The sequence below is a fragment of the Haloferax sp. Atlit-12N genome, assembly GCF_003383095.1.
GTDB lineage: Archaea > Halobacteriota > Halobacteria > Halobacteriales > Haloferacaceae > Haloferax.
In genome coordinates this window covers 1128572-1145633 of record NZ_PSYW01000001.1, presented here as the reverse complement: position 1 = coordinate 1145633, position 17062 = coordinate 1128572, and the positions used below count along the sequence as shown (strand labels likewise).

Genomic DNA, 17062 nt, shown 5'->3' with positions numbered 1-17062 from the left:
GATGTCTGACCTCATCCTCTACGAACTGCAGGGCTGTCCGTACTGCGCGAAGGTGAAGAACAAGCTCGCCGAACTCGACCTCGAATACGAGTCGCAGATGGTCCCCAGCGCCCACGCCGAGCGCACGGAAGTCGAGGAGGTAAGCGGCCAGACCGGCGTCCCCGTCCTCGTCGACGAGGAACACGGTGTCGAGGGGATGCCCGAGAGCGACGATATCGTCGACTATCTCGAAGAGACCTACGGTTCGGCGGCGTAACTCCGTCCCCCCGTTCGGTTCGTCCCGCGGTGAGCGTCGTGCTCCCGCCTACTGTTCTCGTTTTCGACCGAGTGCCGCCTCGTAGCTCGCGCGGAGCGCGTCCGAGAGTTCGGCGATTCGGTTCGGTTCGATATCGACGGTCACCCACGACCCGACGACGCGACCGTTCGCCTCGAACGGCAGGACGCGGTGTCGTTCCGCAACCGCGGTTCTCGCCTCGGCCGGCAGCGACGTGAGCGAGAGTCCCTGCTCGGAGACGACGGCGAAGAGCGTCCCGTTCGCCCGGAACGACGGACAGCCGAAAAGCGCCGTCCGCTCGACCGCCGGCCACGACGCGGCCTCGCGCCACACCGCGGCCGCGAGCGTTTCGACGGCCGCCCGCGACCCCCTGCTCGTCCCTGCGCTCTCGTTTGCTCCCCTCGATTTCGACATCACAGTCGCTACGCTGGCGAGACGGATAACGATAGTCGCTCGGACGCGAGCGCCCGACGCCGCCGGGCTGGCGCGTCGGTTAGCTCTCTGCGGGGTCGCGGGTCCGCTCGCGAATCAGGTCGCGAATCTCGTCGGGGTCGTCGATGGCGGCGAGTTCCTCACAGCTGACGATGCCGGTGCCGTCGACCGACTCGCGCTTCTGCTGTTCCTCGACGAAGTAGACGGAGCGCGTCCGCGTGATTTCGCCGAGCGAAGACATGATTTGGGCGCGCTTTTCGGCACTCCGAGTGAACGGCGAGTGGCCGGTGAGGACGTTCGTCTCCTTCTTGCGTCCGGCGTCCTCGCTGACGGCCTTGAACGGTGCGCGGGCGGTCGGGTGGACCGTGAAGCCGGCGCGCGTCAGCACCGACAGGACGTGTTCGTCGTCGGGGTCCACGTCGGGGTCGTCGGGCGTCGGCTGGGCGTCGCGCACGTCCTCCGCGCCCGTGAGCACGTCGACCGGGTTCGAGAACGGCCGGTCGAACAGCTCTTCGAGGTGAATCGCCACCTCGATGCTCGCGTTCATGCCGTTTTCGTACTTCGAGACGGTGCGCCGCGAGACGCCGAGTTCGGTCGCGAGCTGTCCGAGGCTCCACCCGCGTTCTTGCCGCTCTTCGGCGAGCACGTCGCCGTCGAGGCTCACGTACAGCCCGCCGGGAGCGGCGTAGATGAGTGGGGGAACCTCCTCGACGAACAGGTCCATGGCGGTGTCGGGGTTCAACACCGGCACGCCGTGGCGGAAGTAGACGACGCCGGGTTTGAGGTCCTCGTCTCGGGTCCGAAGCCCGACGACCAACGGCGTGGCGTCGAGGTACGAACCGAGACGTCGCATCTCGGAGCCGGTGATGCCGTCGAACGCGTCGATGTTCCCCAGTATCTTGAGGAGCAACAGGTCCTCGCCCCTCCGAGCGGCGAGGTCGAAGCTCTTCGGCCGGATGGCGATGCGGTCGCTCACGACGAAGCCCGCGTCTTGGAGCATCGCGGCGACATTACCAACCAGCGCTGACCGGGACATAGGGGGCAATAAGCGATTCGGCCCATAAAGCGTTTTCCCCGGTATCGCCGCCCTCGCCGACGTGTATCCCTTCTCGATGCCACATTTATATAGTCGCGACCGACCCGAAAGGCGTTACTGCGCCCTCCGGCAATCTCCGCCGATGACCGTCATCGGCCTCGACGACACCGACTCCCGAACCCTCGGGATGTGTACGACCTATCTGGCGACGCTCGTCGCCGAGGCCGTCGAGGCGCGCGGCGGAACCGTCGAGCGGCGACTCCTCGTTCGCCTGAATCCGGCGGTCGAACACAAGACCCGCGGGAACGCGGCGCTGGCGATTCACACCGACCTCCCCGCGGGCGCGGCGTTCGACCTCGCCCGCGAGGAACTCGACCGCTGGGCCGTCCTCGACGACGACCGAACCAGTCCGGGCATCGTCGTCGCGCCGGGGTCCGCCGACACGGTTTCGACCGCCGTCGCCGACTTCGCCCGCCACGCCGTCCGCGACTTCCACGACCTCGACGCCGCGGTCGACCTCGCCGAGCGCTCCGGGTTCCTGACCGAGGGCTGGCACGGCGGCCGGGGCCGCATCGGCGCGCTCGCGGCCATCGGTGCGTGGGCCGCCTTCGACGAGTGGACCTACGAACACATCTCCTACCGGGAGTTCCACCGCTGTGGGACGCCCCGAGAGGTCGACTTCGACTCCGTCTTCGACGCCGCAGACGCGGCGTACCCCGACGCGTGGGACACCGTGGACCGCGAGGAGGGCGAGGCCGTCTGCGTGCCGAACGCGCCGGGGCCGATTCTCCACGGCATCCGCGGCGACGACGCCGACACGGTCCGCGAGGTCGCCGCCGCCATCGACTCGGAACCCGTCGACCGCTCGGCGACGTTTCTCACGAACCAGGGGACCGACGCGCACCTTCGAGACGGCGTCGTCTCGGACCTCCGCGACGGCCGCGCCTACCGCGTCGCCGGCACCGTCGCCTCCGACCCGGAGACGCGCCCCGGCGGCCACGTCTTCTTCGACCTCGAAGCCGACGGCTCGACGGTCCCCGTCGCCGCCTTCGAACCGACGAAGCGCTTCCGAAACCGGGTGCGGGCGCTCCGCGTCGGCGACGCGCTCACCGCCTGCGGCGAGGTCGGTGACGGGACGCTCAAACTGGAGAAGTTCGCGGTCCGCGACCTCGTGCGGACGGAACCCGCGACGCCCGTCTGTCCCGACTGCGGGCGGACGATGAAAAGCGCCGGGCGGAATCAGGGCTACCGGTGTCGCGACTGCGGGACCGACGCGCCCGGCAAAGTCGAGCGGGCGGTCGACCGCGACCTCGAACTTGGCTGGTACGAGGTGCCGCCCTGCGCCCGCCGACACATCGCCAAACCGCTCGTTCGCGGCGGGTTCGACGCGGCGACGCACCCCGAACGCTGAGGTCGTGGCCTGCGGTTTCTACGTTTAGGATTCCGGGTACTGCGCTCAGTCTTGGACGACGAGCACGTTCGTGTTCTCGCGGCGGTCAACGAACGAACTTCCTGCGGGCGGTTTCACGTCCACGACGAGCGTCCCGTCCTCGCGGTTCGCCCCAAGTTCGGCGTCGACGTGAACAGTCGCTGCCCCGCCGCCGCCGGTCTTTGCCGTCGCAACGCCGTCGATTTCCGCGGTACCGGATTTCACGATGACCGTCGCGCCCTCGACGGGATTTCCCTCGTGGTCGACGACGGTGAAGTCGAGGTCCTGTGCGCCCGGACCGACCACGTCGGGCGTCGGCTTCACGTCGAGTTCCGAGGTGGCGAGTCCCTGCACTCCCGAGAGCATGTTGAGCATGACGCTCATGCTGGCGACGCCGACCACGAGAGCGACGACGAGACGGACGGGGAGACCTTCGATAGCGCGCGTGTCTGACCGGAACATATCGAGCATGGACCGTCTGGCTGCGGGTTCGTATATAAATCCTCGTCCCGGGGTTCAAGTCGCATCACGGGGTCAGTCCGTGCCATGCACATCATCGGTCGCAAGTCGGGCGACGGCGGCCCAGTCTGCCAGTTCGGGAACTACCGCGCCCGCGACGGAAGCGACGGGGCAGCCGTCGGCCTCGACGTGAATCGCCCCCACGCGGCCGTCGTCGTCGGCAAGCGCGGAAGCGGGAAATCCCACACGCTCGGTGTCGTCGCCGAGGGGCTGGCACGCGCCGCGGGCGTCGCACCGGTCGTCATCGACCCGATGGGCGTCTTCGATGGCCTCGAGGCGTCGCCGGTAGACGGAACGGTCCACGACGCGCCGAGCGTCCGCGCCGACGCGCTCCCGCCGAGTGCGTGGCCGGACCTGCTCGGACTCGACCCGACCGCCCCCGCGGGGTCGCTCGTCTGGCGACTCGCGGCCGAGGAAGACTCGCTGTTGGCGATACGCGGAGCGGTCGACGACGCTGACGCCGCGCCCGAGACGCGCAGAGCCGCGGCGAACCACCTCGCGCTCGCCGACTCGTGGGACGTGTTCCACCCCGACGGACTGGACCCGCAGTCGCTCTGCGGTCCCACGCCCGACGTGCTCGACCTCTCCGGACTGGACGAGACTCCCGCGAGCGCCGTCGTCCGTGTCGTCGCCCGTGGCCTCTACGACGCTCGCGTCGCGGGGTCGGTCTCTCGAATTCCGTGGCTCCTTCTCGACGAGGCCCACGCGTTCGTCGGCGGACTCGCGGACTCCGCGCTTCGAACCCTTCTCACGCGCGGGCGAGCCCCCGGCGTCGGCGTCGTTCTCGCGACTCAGCGGCCCTCTGCGCTCCCCGAGGTCGCCATCTCACAGGCCGACCTCCGGGTCGTCCACCGACTCACCGCTGGCCCCGACGTGTCGGCGATGGCCGCCGCCGACCCGACGTATTTCGACGAGTCGCTCCGCGCTCGGCTCCCGCGGGAACGCGGGTGTGCGCTCGTCGTCGACGACACCACGGAAACGGTCCACGACGTGCGGGTGCGTCCCCGAGAGACGCCAGATGGCGGCGCGACGCCGCGGGCGGTTCCCGAGCGTGGACGTTCCGAAACCATGGAGTAGGCTCCCCGGAGAACTGTCGTATGGACCGCTCGGAACTGGTGTTGGTCGCCCTCGGCGGCTTCGCCGGGGCGCTCCTGCGCTATGGCGTCTCCGTCGCGATTCCCGGCGCGGGCGGCACGCTCGCGGTGAACGTCCTCGGAAGCTTCGCCCTCGGGACGTTCATCACGTCGGTCTCCTCCCGCCGAGCGCAGTTGTTCTTTGGGACCGGGCTCCTCTCGTCGTTCACGACGTACAGCACGTTCGCCGTCCAGACCGCGTCGCTGTCGCCGATGGGCGGCGCGCTCAACGTCGGCGCGAACTACGTGCTCGGCTTTGCCGCCGCCGCGCTCGGCCTCGCGTTCGGAGGGCGGCGGTGACTCCCTCGCTGCTCTCGGCCGTCCTCGTCGGCGTCGGTGGGATGGCCGGCGCGGTCGCCCGGCACACCGTCGACCAGCGAGTCGTCGGCAAGTGGAGCACCGTTACTGTCAACGTCCTCGGGAGCGTCGCGTTGGGATTCATCGTTAGTGCGTCCGTGGGCGACGCGGCGGCGACGCTCGCCGGAACCGGCTTCTGCGGGGCTTTCACGACGTTCTCCTCGTTCGCGGTCGGCGTCGCGGAACTCGCGGACGCGGGCGACTACGACACGGCGGCCCGCTACGCCCTCGGGACGCTCGTGGCGGCGTTGGTCGGCGTGGCGATTGGCGGGGCAGTCGGCGGCCTCGTCGGTTGAGTCCGGCGCTCGCGCCCGTTATCGTCCGACTGATTCGGCAGTCGCCTCGCGCCCGTCGAGGAACTGTTTGGTTCCTCGCTTGACGATGAACGGGAACCGGCGGGCGAGATACAGCCCGATTCTGGTCGTCAAGTCAGCGGTGATGACGAGGCGGGTAGATTCGATTTTGTCGGCGAGCTTTCGCCCCACGTCTTCTGGGTCGCTCATCATCGACGACGGGAGTCCGAGCCGGGCCGCCGATCGGGTGTTAGTGTACGGCGGGTGCATCACGGAACAGGAGACGTTCTCGTGTTGCAGTTCCATCCGAAGTGACCGGGTGAACGCCTCGATTGCGCCCTTCGTCGACGCGTACCCCGATAGTCCCGGCGTGCCGACGAGTCCAACGCCGGAGCTCACGTTGTGGATGTGACCCGAGTTCCGGGCCCGCATGTGCGGTAGAACGGCCCGTATCATTCGAAGGTAGCCGAAGTAGTTCACCTCGAACTCCTCGCGCGTGTCGTCGAGCGTTCGGTCGTCGAACAGGCCGAAGTTGAATATCGCCGCGTTGTTGAGGAGGATGTCGATATGCCCCCACTCGTCGAGGATTTCGGCCACCGCTGACTCCACGTCGCCGTCGTCCGTGACGTCGCACTCGTAGACGCGGACGCGGTCGGGAGATGCCTCCTGAAGCGGACGGAGATTGCCAACGTTGACGTCGAGCCCGGCGACTCGATAGCCCGTCTTCAGGAGTGACACCAGCGTGTGGTAACCGATTCCTTCGTTCGCGCCGGTCACCACGACGACTCGCCCGTCCGTTGTGCTGTTCATGATACTGTACAGACGTCACGCGAGAATATGGCGGTAGTGACGCTCCTCCAGTGGTCGGCGAGTAATTCATCGAAAATTCGCCCGAGGCGGGAGTTCACCGAACAGCGTGAGGTGAACTCAGGAACTCCCGTGAGTGAACGACGTGAACGAACGGGTGTGACGGGATTTGAACCCCGGTCGCTTTGCTCACTCCGTTCGCGTCGCTCCCTGATTCAAATCCCTCTGTCTGGCGGTTACCGCATATAGGGGTCGCGACGCGACAAGACGCGTCGCTTGGCTTGTAACGTTCGGAAAAGCGCCCGAGGCGGGAGTCCCGTGAGCTGTGCCGAACGGGACTCAGGAACACCAGCTTGCTGGTGTGACGTGATTTGAACCTCAGTCGCTCTGCTCGCTGACGCTCGCATCGCTCCTTGGTTCAAATCCCGCCTGCCACCACTTACAGATTTCACTCGCTGTCGCTCGGCGACGAGACGCCTCGCTGGAGGAGTTGAAATCAGAGAAGCGCCCGAGGCGGGATTTGAACCCGCGTCACGACCGTGACAGGGTCGTATGATGGGCCACTACACCACCCGGGCTTACTGAAGTGAGTTTGCGGTACGGAGAGCGCCCGAGGCGGGATTTGAACCCGCGTCACGACCGTGACAGGGTCGTATGATGGGCCACTACACCACCCGGGCCCTCCGTCTGCACTCATTCGTAGCCGAGGTTTATAGATAAGACTTACCATCTGGGTTGCCCTTGGCCCGCGGTACCGCGATTCTTGCCCCGAAGACATTTATATCGGGATACCCCATGCCAACGTGTGACGATTCGCGCATCTCCGGTGCGTGACCTCCGATAGCGTCGCCTTTCTTCGAGGCAGTTGGCAAGTGTTAAATGGGTGCGTCCCAAAATCAGCCGTAGTATCCCGTGACAGCTTCTTCCAGCACCCAGCAGCACCATACATGGTAGACGTAAGCCAACACAAACTGGTTCCGGAACACACGAAACTCGACGACGAGGCCGTCGAGGACGTGTTACAGGAGTACAACGTCGAGAAGACGAACCTCCCGAAGATCAAGCTGAAGGACCCGGCGCTCCCCGAGGACGCAGAGCCCGGCGACGTCATCAAGATCGTTCGGAACTCTCGAACGACAGACAAAGCAGTCGTATATCGACTGGTGATTGAATGAACCGACAAGCGCGACGCGAGGTCTCTCGCAAGTACTTCTCCGAAGAACGGCTCGCTGAACACCACTTCCGCTCGTTTAACGCGTTCCTCGAACGCGGCATGATGGACGTCGTCGAGGAGAAGGCGACCATCGAGACCGACATCGGCGACAAGGAGGGCGAGGAACCCGTCTACGTCGAACTCGGTGGCGTCCGCGTGGAGACGCCCCGCGTCCGCGAGGCCGACGGCTCCGAAGAACTGCTCTTCCCGCAGGAAGCGCGCCTGCGCAACATCACTTACTCCGCCCCCGTGTTCATGGAGATGTCCATCGTCCGCGGCGGCGAGGAAGAAGAGGAAGTCGTCGTCGACACCGCGGAGACGAAGGTCGGCCGGATGCCGATCATGGTCGGCTCCTCGAAGTGTAACATCGCGGAACTCTCCGACGAGGACCTCGTCGAAATCGGCGAGGACCCCGTCGACCCCGGTGGCTACTTCATCGTCAACGGCTCCGAGCGCGTGCTCATGACCTCGGAGGACCTGGCGCCGAACAAGATTCTCGCCGAGTACGACACGAAGTACGGCGACGAGATTCAGGTCGCGAAGACGTTCAGCCAGCGCCGCGGTTACCGCGCGCTCGTGCTCTGTGAGCGCAACCGAGAGGGACTTCTCGAAGTATCGTTCCCGTCCGTCTCCGGGAGCGTCAACTTCGTCACGCTCGTCCGCGCGCTCGGTCTCGAATCGGACGAGGAAATCGTCCACCGCGTCTCCGACGACCCGGAGATTGTGAAGTTCATGCTCGAGAACCTCGAAGAGGCCGAGGTGCAGACCCAAGAGCAGGCCATCGAGGCGCTCGGCAAGCGCGTCGCCGGCGGTCAGGGTAAGAACTACCAGCTCAAGCGCGCCAACTACGTCATCGACCGCTACCTGCTCCCGCACCTCCACGAGGAGGGCGCGGAAGAAGAGGAAGTGCGCATGAACAAGGCGTACTACCTTTGCCGCATGGCCGAGGCGTGTTTCGAACTCGCGCTGCAGCGCCGCGACTCCGACGACAAGGACCACTACGCCAACAAGCGCCTGAAGGTCTCCGGCGACCTCATGAAGGACCTCTTCCGGACGGCGCTCAACAAACTGGCACGCGACGTGAAGTACCAGCTCGAGCGCGCCAACATGCGGAACCGGAACCTGACGGTCAACACCGTCGTCCGGTCCGACGTGCTCACCGAGCGGCTCGAACACCCCATCGCGACGGGTAACTGGGTCGGCGGCCGCTCCGGCGTCTCCCAGCTCGTCGACCGTACCGACTACATGGGTGTGCTGTCGCACCTGCGTCGCCTTCGCAGTCCGCTGTCGCGGTCGCAGCCGCACTTCGAGGCGCGCGACCTGCACGCGACCCAGTGGGGTCGCATCTGTCCCTCCGAGACCCCCGAGGGACCGAACTGTGGACTGGTGAAGAACTTCGCGCAGGCGATGGAGCTCTCCCAGAACGTCGAGGACGAACAGTCGCTGAAACGAGAACTCGCGTCGATGGGTGTCGAGGGTATCCCCGGCATCGACAGCGTCGACGCCACACCCGCGGACGACTAACATGGCTCAGGCACAGCGAGAAGCGAAAGTATACGTCAACGGTAGTCTCGTCGGGACCCACCCGGACCCCAACCAACTCGCGGCACAGATCCGAGAAGCGCGCCGCCGCGGTGACGTGAGCCAGATGGTGAACGTCTCCGTCAAAGAGCGCACCCGCGAAGTCATCATCAACGCCGACGCGGGCCGCGCCCGCCGTCCGCTCATCGTCGTCGAAGGCGGTGAGCCGCTCCTCGACGACGACCACGTCGAGGCGCTCGACAACAACGAACTCGACTTCGACGACCTCGTCGAGCGCGGGCTCGTCGAGTTCATCGACGCCGAGGAGGAAGAGGACATCTACGTCGCGGTCGACGAGGACGAACTCAACGAGGACCACACGCACCTCGAAATCGATCCACAGCTCATCTTCGGTATCGGTGCCGGGATGATTCCGTACCCGGAACACAACGCCTCGCCCCGCATTACGATGGGTGCAGGGATGATGAAGCAGTCCCTCGGGCTGCCCGCGGCGAACTACCGCATCCGCCCGGACACCCGTCAGCACCTCATGCACTACCCGCAGCTCTCGATGGTCAAAACGCAGACCACGGAGCAGATCGGGTTCGACGAGCGACCCGCGGCCCAGAACTTCGTCGTGGCCGTCATGTCCTACGAGGGCTTCAACATCGAGGACGCGCTCGTCATGAACAAGGGCTCCGTCGAACGCGCCCTCGCCCGCTCGCACTTCTTCCGCACCTACGAGGGCGAAGAGCGCCGCTACCCCGGCGGTCAGGAAGACCGCTTCGAGATTCCGTCGCAGGACGTGCGCGGCGCGCGCGGTGAAGACGCGTACTCGCACCTCGACGAGGACGGCCTCGTCAACCCCGAGACGGTCGTCGACGAGAACTCCGTGCTGCTCGGCAAGACCTCGCCGCCGCGGTTCCTCGAGGAACCCGACGACATGGCAGGGCTCTCGCCGCAGAAGCGCCGCGAGACCTCCGTCACGATGCGCTCGGGCGAGTCCGGCGTCGTGGACACGGTCACGCTCATGGAGGGCGAAGACGGCTCGAAACTCGCCAAGGTGTCCGTCCGCGACCAGCGCGTTCCGGAACTCGGCGACAAGTTCGCGTCCCGTCACGGACAGAAGGGCGTCGTGGGCCACCTGGCACCCCAGGAGGACATGCCCTTCACTGCCGACGGCGTCGTTCCCGACCTCGTGCTCAACCCGCACGCCCTGCCGTCGCGCATGACGGTCGGCCACGTGCTGGAGATGCTCGGCGGTAAGGTCGGAGCGCTCGAAGGCCGCCGCGTCGACGGCACCGCCTTCCAGGGCGAAAACGAAGAGGAACTCCGCTCGGCGCTCGAAGAGCGCGGGTTCATGTCCTCCGGCAAGGAGGTCATGTACTCCGGCGTCACCGGCGAGAAGATCGAGGCCGAAATCTTCGTCGGCATCATCTTCTACCACAAGCTGTACCACATGGTGAGCAACAAGCTGCACGCCCGCTCGCGCGGTCCCGTGCAGGTTCTCACCCGCCAGCCGACGGAAGGTCGCGCCCGCGAGGGTGGCCTCCGTCTCGGGGAGATGGAGCGCGACACCGTCATCGGACACGGTGCCGCGATGGTGCTTCAGGAGCGCCTGCTCGACTCCTCCGACAAGGAGAAGGTCTACATCTCCGCCGACACCGGCATGGTCGCCGTCGAGGACCGCGACCAGCGCCGCATCTACGACCCGGTCACCGGCGACGAGGACAACATCCACGAAATCGAGATCAGCTACGCGTTCAAGCTGCTCCTCGACGAGATGGTCGCGCTCGGCGTCCGGCCGCGAATCGAACTGAAGGACGCGGTCTAACCACTCATGTCAATGCAGACACCCAAAGAAATCGGCAGCATCCAGTTCGGGTTGATGGACCCGGAGACGTACCGAGACATGTCCGCGACGAAGGTCATCACCGCGGACACCTACGACGACGACGGCTACCCAATCGACATGGGTCTCATGGACCCGCGGCTGGGCGTCATCGACCCCGGGCTGCAGTGCCGCACCTGCGGCCAGCACTCCGGGTCGTGTAACGGGCACTTCGGCCACATCGAACTGGCCGCGCCCGTCATCCACGTCGGCTTCACGAAGCTCATCCGCCGCCTGCTCCGCTCGACGTGCCGCGAGTGCGGTCGCCTCTCGCTCACCCAGGAGGAAGCAGACGAGTACCGCGACAAGCTCGGTCGCACGAAGGAACTCGGCGACGACTGGAGCGACGTGATGAAGTCGGCGGTCCGACAGGCCCGCAAGGCCCACCGCTGTCCCCACTGTAGCGCGCCGCAGCACGACATCAAACACGAGAAGCCGACGACCTACTACGAGGTCCAGAACGTGCTCGCCGGGGACTACTCCGAGCGCATCGCCGAAGCGATGCAGCCGGACCCCGACGACGAGGACGACGAGGGCGTCGACCCCGTTACCCTCGCCAACGAGACCGGTCTCGACGCCGAGCGCGTCAATCAGGTGCTCGCCGGCGAGTTCCGCCCGGTCGGCGACGACCGCAAGGCGCTCGAAAAGGCGCTCGACCTCGACCTCACCGAAGAGGACATGAACAAGCTGATGCCCTCGGACATCCGCGACTGGTTCGAGGACATCCCGGACGAGGACCTCATCACGCTCGGCATCGACCCCGACCGGTCGCGCCCCGAGTGGATGATTCTGACCGTCCTCCCCGTCCCGCCGGTCACGGCGCGTCCCTCCATCACGCTGGACAACGGCCAGCGCTCCGAGGACGACCTGACCCACAAGCTCGTGGACATCATCCGCATCAACCAGCGGTTCATGGAGAACCGCGAGGCGGGTGCCCCGCAGCTGATTATCGAGGACCTGTGGGAACTGCTCCAGTACCACGTCACCACGTTCATCGACAACGAGATTTCGGGCACGCCGCCGGCGCGCCACCGCTCCGGCCGCCCGCTGAAGACGCTCAGCCAGCGCCTGAAGGGCAAGGAAGGTCGCTTCCGCGGCTCCCTGTCCGGCAAGCGCGTCAACTTCTCGGCGCGTACCGTCATCTCGCCGGACCCGACGCTCTCGCTCAACGAGGTCGGCGTCCCGGACCGCGTCGCGTCCGAGATGACCCAGACGATGAACGTCACCGAGCGCAACATCGACGAGGCTCGCCAGTACGTCCGTAACGGACCCGAGAGCCACCCCGGCGCGAACTACGTCCGCCGCCCGGACGGCCGTCGCCTGAAGGTGACAGAAAAGAACTGCGAGGAACTCGCAGAGAAAGTCGAACTCGGCTGGGAGGTCAACCGCCACCTCGTCGACGGCGACATCGTCATCTTCAACCGACAGCCGTCGCTGCACCGGATGTCCATCATGGCGCACGAAGTCGTCGTGATGCCGTACAAGACGTTCCGCCTGAACACCGTCGTCTGTCCGCCGTACAACGCCGACTTCGACGGCGACGAGATGAACATGCACGCCCTCCAGAACGAGGAGGCCCGTGCCGAGGCGCGCGTCCTCATGCGCGTCCAAGAGCAGATTCTCTCGCCGCGCTTCGGTGAGAACATCATCGGCGCGATTCAGGACCACATTTCGGGCACCTACCTGCTCACCCACGACAACCCCGAGTTCGTCGAGACGCAGGCGCTCGACCTGCTCCGCGCGACGCGCGTGGACACGCTCCCCGAACCCGCGGGCGAGAACGAGGACGGCCAGCCCTACTGGACCGGCCAGCAGATCTTCTCCGAACTCCTGCCGGACGACCTGAACATGGAGTTCACCTCGAAGGTCGGCGACACGGTCACCATCGAGGACGGCCAACTCACGCAGGGTACCATCGACGAGGACGCCGTCGGCGCGTTCGGCGGCGAAATCGTCGACGCCCTCGCGAAGGACTACTCGAAGACGCGCTCGCGCATCTTCATCAACGAGATTGCGTCGCTCGCAATGCGCGCAATCATGCACTTCGGACTCTCCATCGGTATCGACGACGAGTCCATCCCGGACGAGGCGACGGCGCAGGTCGACGAGGCCATCGACGCCGCCTACGACAAGATTCAGGAACTCATCGAAATCTACGAGGCGGGCGAACTCGAGTCCCTGCCGGGCCGCTCCGTCGACGAGACGCTGGAGATGAAGATTATGCAGCGCCTCGGCAAGGCGCGTGACTCCGCCGGTGAAATCGCGGAGGACCACTTCGAGGAGGACAACCCCGCGGTCGTGATGTCGAAGTCCGGCGCGCGTGCGTCCATGCTCAACCTGACCCAGATGGCCGGCTGTGTCGGTCAGCAGGCAGTTCGGGGCGAGCGCATCAACCGCGGCTACGAGGGTCGCACCCTGAGCCACTACCAGAAAGGCGACCTCTCGGCCGAGGCCCACGGCTTCGTCGAGAACTCCTACCGCGCCGGCCTCACGCCGCGTGAGTTCTTCTTCCACGCGATGGGTGGCCGCGAAGGGCTGGTCGACACGGCAGTCCGGACCTCGAAGTCCGGGTACCTGCAGCGTCGGCTCATCAACGCCCTCTCCGAACTCGAAGCGCAGTACGACGGCTCCGTCCGCGACACGTCGGGGACCATCGTCCAGTTCGAGTTCGGCGAAGACGGCACGAGCCCGGTGAAGGTCTCGTCCGACGACGAGACGCCCATCGACGTCGAGAACATCGCCGACCGCATCCTCACCTCGGAGTTCAGCTCCAACGAGGAGAAGGAACGCTTCCTCGGCGAGCGCGAACCGCCGACCAACCTCTCCGAGCACGCCGAACCGCGTGTCGACGCCCGTGCGGGGGTCGAATCCGATGACTGAACACGACGCAACCGCCGACTACGAGTTCGTCGACGACGATATCGTCGACATCGTCGAGTCCAAAGAGCTGTCTCGACGCCTGAAGGACCGCATCTACCAGACCATCGAAGAGCGCGAGGGCGTCACGCTCGACCAGGCCGGCGAAATCGCGCAGGCCGTCGAGGCGCGCTACCTCGACACCCGCGTCGACCCGCTCGACCCCGTCGGGACGGTCTCGGCGCAGTCCATCGGTGAGCCGGGGACGCAGATGACGATGAACACGTTCCACTACGCGGGCGTCGCCGAAATCGACGTCACGCAGGGACTGCCGCGCCTCATCGAACTGGTGGACGCGCGGAAGACCCCCGACACGCCGATGATGACGGTGTACCTCGAAGACGAGTACGCGAACAACCGCGAACTCGCCCACCAGGTCGTCTGGAACATCGAGTCCACGAAGATTCTGGCGCTCGGTGACATCTCGACGAACGTCGCCGACATGGTCGTCCAGATCGACCTCAACGACGAAACGCTCCTCGAGCGCTGGCCGACGTACGACGACGAGGGCGTCGTCGCGAGCGAAATCGCCGAGACCATCGAGGACGCGCTGGGCATCAAGACCCGCCGCGAGGGGACGCTCATCGAGTTCGGCCCCGAGAGCCCGAGCTACCGCCGGCTCCTCCAACTCGTCGAGGAACTGCGCGACATCGTGTTCAAGGGCATCGAGGAGGTCTCCCGCGTCGTCATCCGCAAGGAGAACAACGAGGACACCGACGAAGAGGAGTTCGTCCTCTACACCGAGGGTTCGGCGTTCGGTGACGCGCTCGCCATCGAGGGCGTCGACGCCTCCCGGACCACCTCGAACAACATCCACGAGGTGCACAAGCAACTCGGCATCGAGGCCGCCCGCGAGGCCATCATCGACGAGACGATGAACACGCTGCGCGAGCAGGGTCTCGACGACGTGAACATCCGCCACCTGATGCTCGTCGCGGACATCATGACGAACGACGGGACCATCGAGTCCATCGGTCGCCACGGAATCTCCGGGTCGAAGGACTCCGTCCTCGCCCGCGCCGCGTTCGAGGTCACGGTCAACCACCTGCTCGACGCCGCCATCCACGGCGAGGAAGACGACCTCGACGGCGTCATCGAGAACGTCATCGTCGGCAAGCCGATCGCTATCGGCACCGGCGACGTGGACCTCCGCATGGGTTCGCTCGACGTCGAAGACGCGGACGCCAACGCGGCACCCGAACCGTCTGACGACTGACGATGAAAGTTACGCTGTCGGATACGGCCCGCCGCTTCATCGCCCTCTTCGAGGAGGAGACGGAGGCGACCGCCCACGACTGCCTCGTGTTCGAAGACCGGGTCGTCTTCCTCGTCGCCGCGGGCGACATGGCGACGGCTATCGGCCCCGGCGGGCGGACCGTCCAGTCGGTCGAGCGACAACTCGGTCGGTCGGTCGAACTGGTCGAGGACGCCGACACGCCGGAGGCGTTCGTTGCGAGCGCGCTCGCGCCGGCGGCCGTCCGACACGTGACTCTCTCGCGGCAGAACGACACCGTCGCGTACGTCGAGGTCGCCGAAGCCGACCGCGGCGTCGCCATCGGCGCGAGCGGGAAGACCATCGACACCGCGCGCGAACTGGCGCGTCGTCACTACGACATCGACGACATCCAGTTGACGTAGGGCGGCGGTCGACTCGACCACACGTTTTTGTCTCCACCGACCCGCGAGCTACGCATGTCGCCGATACGACAGTCTGTCGGAGTCGCGGTCGGACAACTCGACCCGACGCAGTTTTCGGAGTACGAGGAACTCGCGAGCGCGACCGCGGGATTCGCCGCCGCGGCGGTCGTGGTCTATCTCGCCGGGCGGCTCCTGTTGGTCCCCGGCGTGACGAGGCTCGTCAGCGCCCGCAACCGGAACAACCCGACGCTGGAGTCGGCGACGGAGACCTACGCGCACGCGTTCGTCATCGCGCTGGCGACGCTCGCTGGCGTCGTCGGCGCGGGCTACGCGTCGGTGCTGACCGACACCGCGCTCATCGTCGCGGCGCTGACGCTCGTCGTCGGCGTCGCCGGACAGGAGGTCATCGGCGCGCTCATCAGCGGTCTCTTTCTCGTGGCCGACCCGGACTTCAACGTCGGCGACTGGATATCGTGGCCCGGCGGCGAGGGAGTCGTCGAGGCGGTCGACTTCCGGGTCACGCGCGTGCGGACGGTGAACAACGAGACCATCTCCGTGCCGAACACGGAACTCACGACGAACGCGCTCACCCGCCCGTACGGCCGAGAGCGGTACCGAATCACCGAGCGCGTCGATATCGCGTACACCGACGACGCGGAGTTGGCGCTCCGCGAACTCGTCGAGACGGCGCGGGAGGACGACCGCGTGCTCGACGACCCGGAGCCGACCGCACGCATCGTCGAGTTCGCAGGGAGTTCGATCGGCCTGCAGGCGGAGTTCTGGGTCGCCTCGCCGATGGACGTGAGCCTCGTCGACGTTCGCTCGCAGTACCGACGGCGCGTCAAGCGACGATTCGACGAGGAGGGGCTGACACTCGGTCCGGCGTCGGGCCGCGAAGTCAGTGGCCGCCTCGACGTGGACCTCGTCGGCGAGCGCGGCGGCGAGTGACCCGGGGAGACGGGCGTGTCACCCCGCGTGCGTGTCGTTCGCACGGATGGCCGAAACGACACAATCTCCGGGCGGTTTAGTCCCTCTTCGCCGCGGAGGGGGCGTCGTTCGAATCGGAGAAACGACCTCAGATTCCTCCTTAGGGGTCGCTAATCGCTCCTGAAGCCGTCTCGTCGGATTCGAAAAGGGAGGCTTAAGTAGCTCCATCTGGAACTGTTGTTCACTATGGCGAACGGCAAATACGCCGCGCGCAAGCTCAAGCAGGACCGGCAGAAGCGCCGCTGGTCCGACTCTGAGTACGCGCGCCGTGAGCGCGGTCTCGGCAAGAAGTCCGACCCGCTCGAGGGTGCCCCGCAGGGTCGTGGCATCGTCCTCGAGAAGGTCGGTATCGAAGCAAAGCAGCCGAACTCGGCGATTCGGAAATGCGTCCGTGTTCAGCTCATCAAGAACGGAAAGCAGGTCACCGCCTTCTGTCCCGGTGACGGCGCGATTTCGTTCATCGACGAACACGACGAAGTCACCATCGCCGGTATCGGCGGCGCGAAGGGTCGCGCGATGGGTGACCTTTCGGGTGTCAACTACAAGGTCGAGAAGGTCAACGGCGTCTCGATGATCGAACTCGTCCGTGGGAACGCTGAAAAGCCGGTGCGCTAAC

At 66.1% G+C, this 17062-nt stretch carries 17 protein-coding genes and 2 tRNA genes; 13 read left to right on the top strand and 6 right to left on the bottom strand.

Features of this window, described 5'->3' with window-relative positions; all coding sequences use genetic code 11:
• Position 1: 1 nt before the first annotated feature.
• Positions 2–256 carry a glutathione S-transferase N-terminal domain-containing protein gene (locus tag C5B90_RS06035; RefSeq protein ID WP_115879871.1) on the top strand — a complete coding sequence of 85 codons (255 nt, stop codon included), beginning with the start codon at positions 2–4 and terminating at the stop codon, positions 254–256.
• Between the two features lie 48 nt (positions 257–304).
• Here the strand turns inward: C5B90_RS06035 and C5B90_RS06030 are convergent, their stop codons facing one another.
• Positions 305–688 (bottom strand): MmcQ/YjbR family DNA-binding protein, encoded by a 384-nt coding sequence (locus tag C5B90_RS06030; protein ID WP_115879869.1) that lies wholly within the window; start codon positions 686–688, stop codon positions 305–307.
• A 79-nt stretch (positions 689–767) separates the two neighbouring features.
• Positions 768–1742 (bottom strand): transcriptional regulator, encoded by a 975-nt coding sequence (locus tag C5B90_RS06025; RefSeq protein ID WP_115879867.1) that lies wholly within the window; start codon positions 1740–1742, stop codon positions 768–770.
• A 142-nt stretch (positions 1743–1884) separates the two neighbouring features.
• Between C5B90_RS06025 and C5B90_RS06020 the strand changes: the two genes are divergently transcribed.
• A complete protein-coding gene (locus C5B90_RS06020; protein WP_115879865.1) occupies positions 1885–3153 on the top strand; it encodes a tRNA(Ile)(2)-agmatinylcytidine synthase in 1269 nt (422 codons plus the stop codon).
• Positions 3154–3198: 45 nt separating this feature from the next.
• Here C5B90_RS06020 and C5B90_RS06015 read toward each other — a convergent pair whose 3' ends face one another.
• Entirely contained in the window at positions 3199–3642 is a 444-nt protein-coding gene (locus C5B90_RS06015; protein ID WP_115879863.1) for a carboxypeptidase regulatory-like domain-containing protein, read from the bottom strand.
• 75 nt (positions 3643–3717) lie between these two features.
• Here C5B90_RS06015 and C5B90_RS06010 point away from each other — a divergent pair, with 75 nt between their 5' ends.
• The 3 genes from C5B90_RS06010 to C5B90_RS06000 are packed head-to-tail and all read left to right on the top strand — an operon-like array spanning position 3718 to position 5476.
• The gene (locus C5B90_RS06010; RefSeq protein ID WP_115879861.1) at positions 3718–4767 is read left to right on the top strand and encodes an ATP-binding protein; all 1050 of its coding nucleotides are present in this window, start codon (positions 3718–3720) and stop codon (positions 4765–4767) included.
• Between the two features lie 20 nt (positions 4768–4787).
• Complete coding sequence (locus tag C5B90_RS06005; protein WP_115879858.1) at positions 4788–5123, top strand: CrcB family protein; 336 nt, start codon at positions 4788–4790, stop codon at positions 5121–5123.
• Positions 5120–5476, top strand: a complete 357-nt coding sequence (locus tag C5B90_RS06000) for a CrcB family protein (protein WP_115879856.1) — start codon at positions 5120–5122, stop codon at positions 5474–5476. The genes C5B90_RS06005 and C5B90_RS06000 overlap by 4 nt, the downstream gene beginning before the upstream one ends.
• A gap of 18 nt (positions 5477–5494) precedes the next feature.
• On the opposite strand, the gene C5B90_RS05995 is transcribed toward C5B90_RS06000, so the two are convergent.
• The 3 genes from C5B90_RS05995 to C5B90_RS05985 form a co-directional block, all read right to left on the bottom strand.
• Positions 5495–6283, bottom strand: a complete 789-nt coding sequence (locus C5B90_RS05995) for an SDR family oxidoreductase (RefSeq protein ID WP_115879854.1) — start codon at positions 6281–6283, stop codon at positions 5495–5497.
• Between the two features lie 502 nt (positions 6284–6785).
• Positions 6786–6858: transfer RNA gene (locus C5B90_RS05990), tRNA-Asp, on the bottom strand.
• Between the two features lie 29 nt (positions 6859–6887).
• Positions 6888–6960: transfer RNA gene (locus C5B90_RS05985), tRNA-Asp, on the bottom strand.
• Between the two features lie 267 nt (positions 6961–7227).
• On the opposite strand from C5B90_RS05985, the gene C5B90_RS05980 reads away from it, so the two are divergent.
• From C5B90_RS05980 to C5B90_RS05945, 8 genes are all read left to right on the top strand, one after another.
• Positions 7228–7455, top strand: coding sequence for a DNA-directed RNA polymerase subunit H (locus tag C5B90_RS05980; RefSeq protein ID WP_004044577.1), 228 nt, complete (start codon positions 7228–7230; stop codon positions 7453–7455).
• Positions 7452–9017: a DNA-directed RNA polymerase subunit B'' gene (locus C5B90_RS05975; protein ID WP_004969057.1), complete on the top strand. Its 1566-nt coding sequence runs from the start codon at positions 7452–7454 to the stop codon at positions 9015–9017. Before C5B90_RS05980 ends, C5B90_RS05975 begins: the two co-directional genes overlap by 4 nt.
• Position 9018: 1 nt before the next feature.
• The gene (gene rpoB, locus C5B90_RS05970; protein ID WP_115879852.1) at positions 9019–10848 is read left to right on the top strand and encodes a DNA-directed RNA polymerase subunit B; all 1830 of its coding nucleotides are present in this window, start codon (positions 9019–9021) and stop codon (positions 10846–10848) included.
• A 12-nt stretch (positions 10849–10860) separates the two neighbouring features.
• On the top strand, positions 10861–13785 hold the full coding sequence (locus C5B90_RS05965) for a DNA-directed RNA polymerase subunit A' (protein WP_115879850.1): 2925 nt from the start codon (positions 10861–10863) through the stop codon (positions 13783–13785).
• On the top strand, positions 13778–15037 hold the full coding sequence (gene rpoA2, locus C5B90_RS05960) for a DNA-directed RNA polymerase subunit A'' (protein ID WP_115879848.1): 1260 nt from the start codon (positions 13778–13780) through the stop codon (positions 15035–15037). The genes C5B90_RS05965 and rpoA2 overlap by 8 nt, the downstream gene beginning before the upstream one ends.
• A 2-nt stretch (positions 15038–15039) precedes the next feature.
• A complete protein-coding gene (locus C5B90_RS05955) occupies positions 15040–15459 on the top strand; it encodes a NusA-like transcription termination signal-binding factor (RefSeq protein WP_004973575.1) in 420 nt (139 codons plus the stop codon).
• Positions 15460–15513: 54 nt separating this feature from the next.
• Positions 15514–16407, top strand: coding sequence for a mechanosensitive ion channel family protein (locus C5B90_RS05950; protein ID WP_115879846.1), 894 nt, complete (start codon positions 15514–15516; stop codon positions 16405–16407).
• 225 nt (positions 16408–16632) lie between these two features.
• The gene (locus C5B90_RS05945; protein WP_004044570.1) at positions 16633–17061 is read left to right on the top strand and encodes a 30S ribosomal protein S12; all 429 of its coding nucleotides are present in this window, start codon (positions 16633–16635) and stop codon (positions 17059–17061) included.
• The last annotated feature ends 1 nt before the right edge of the window (position 17062 follow it).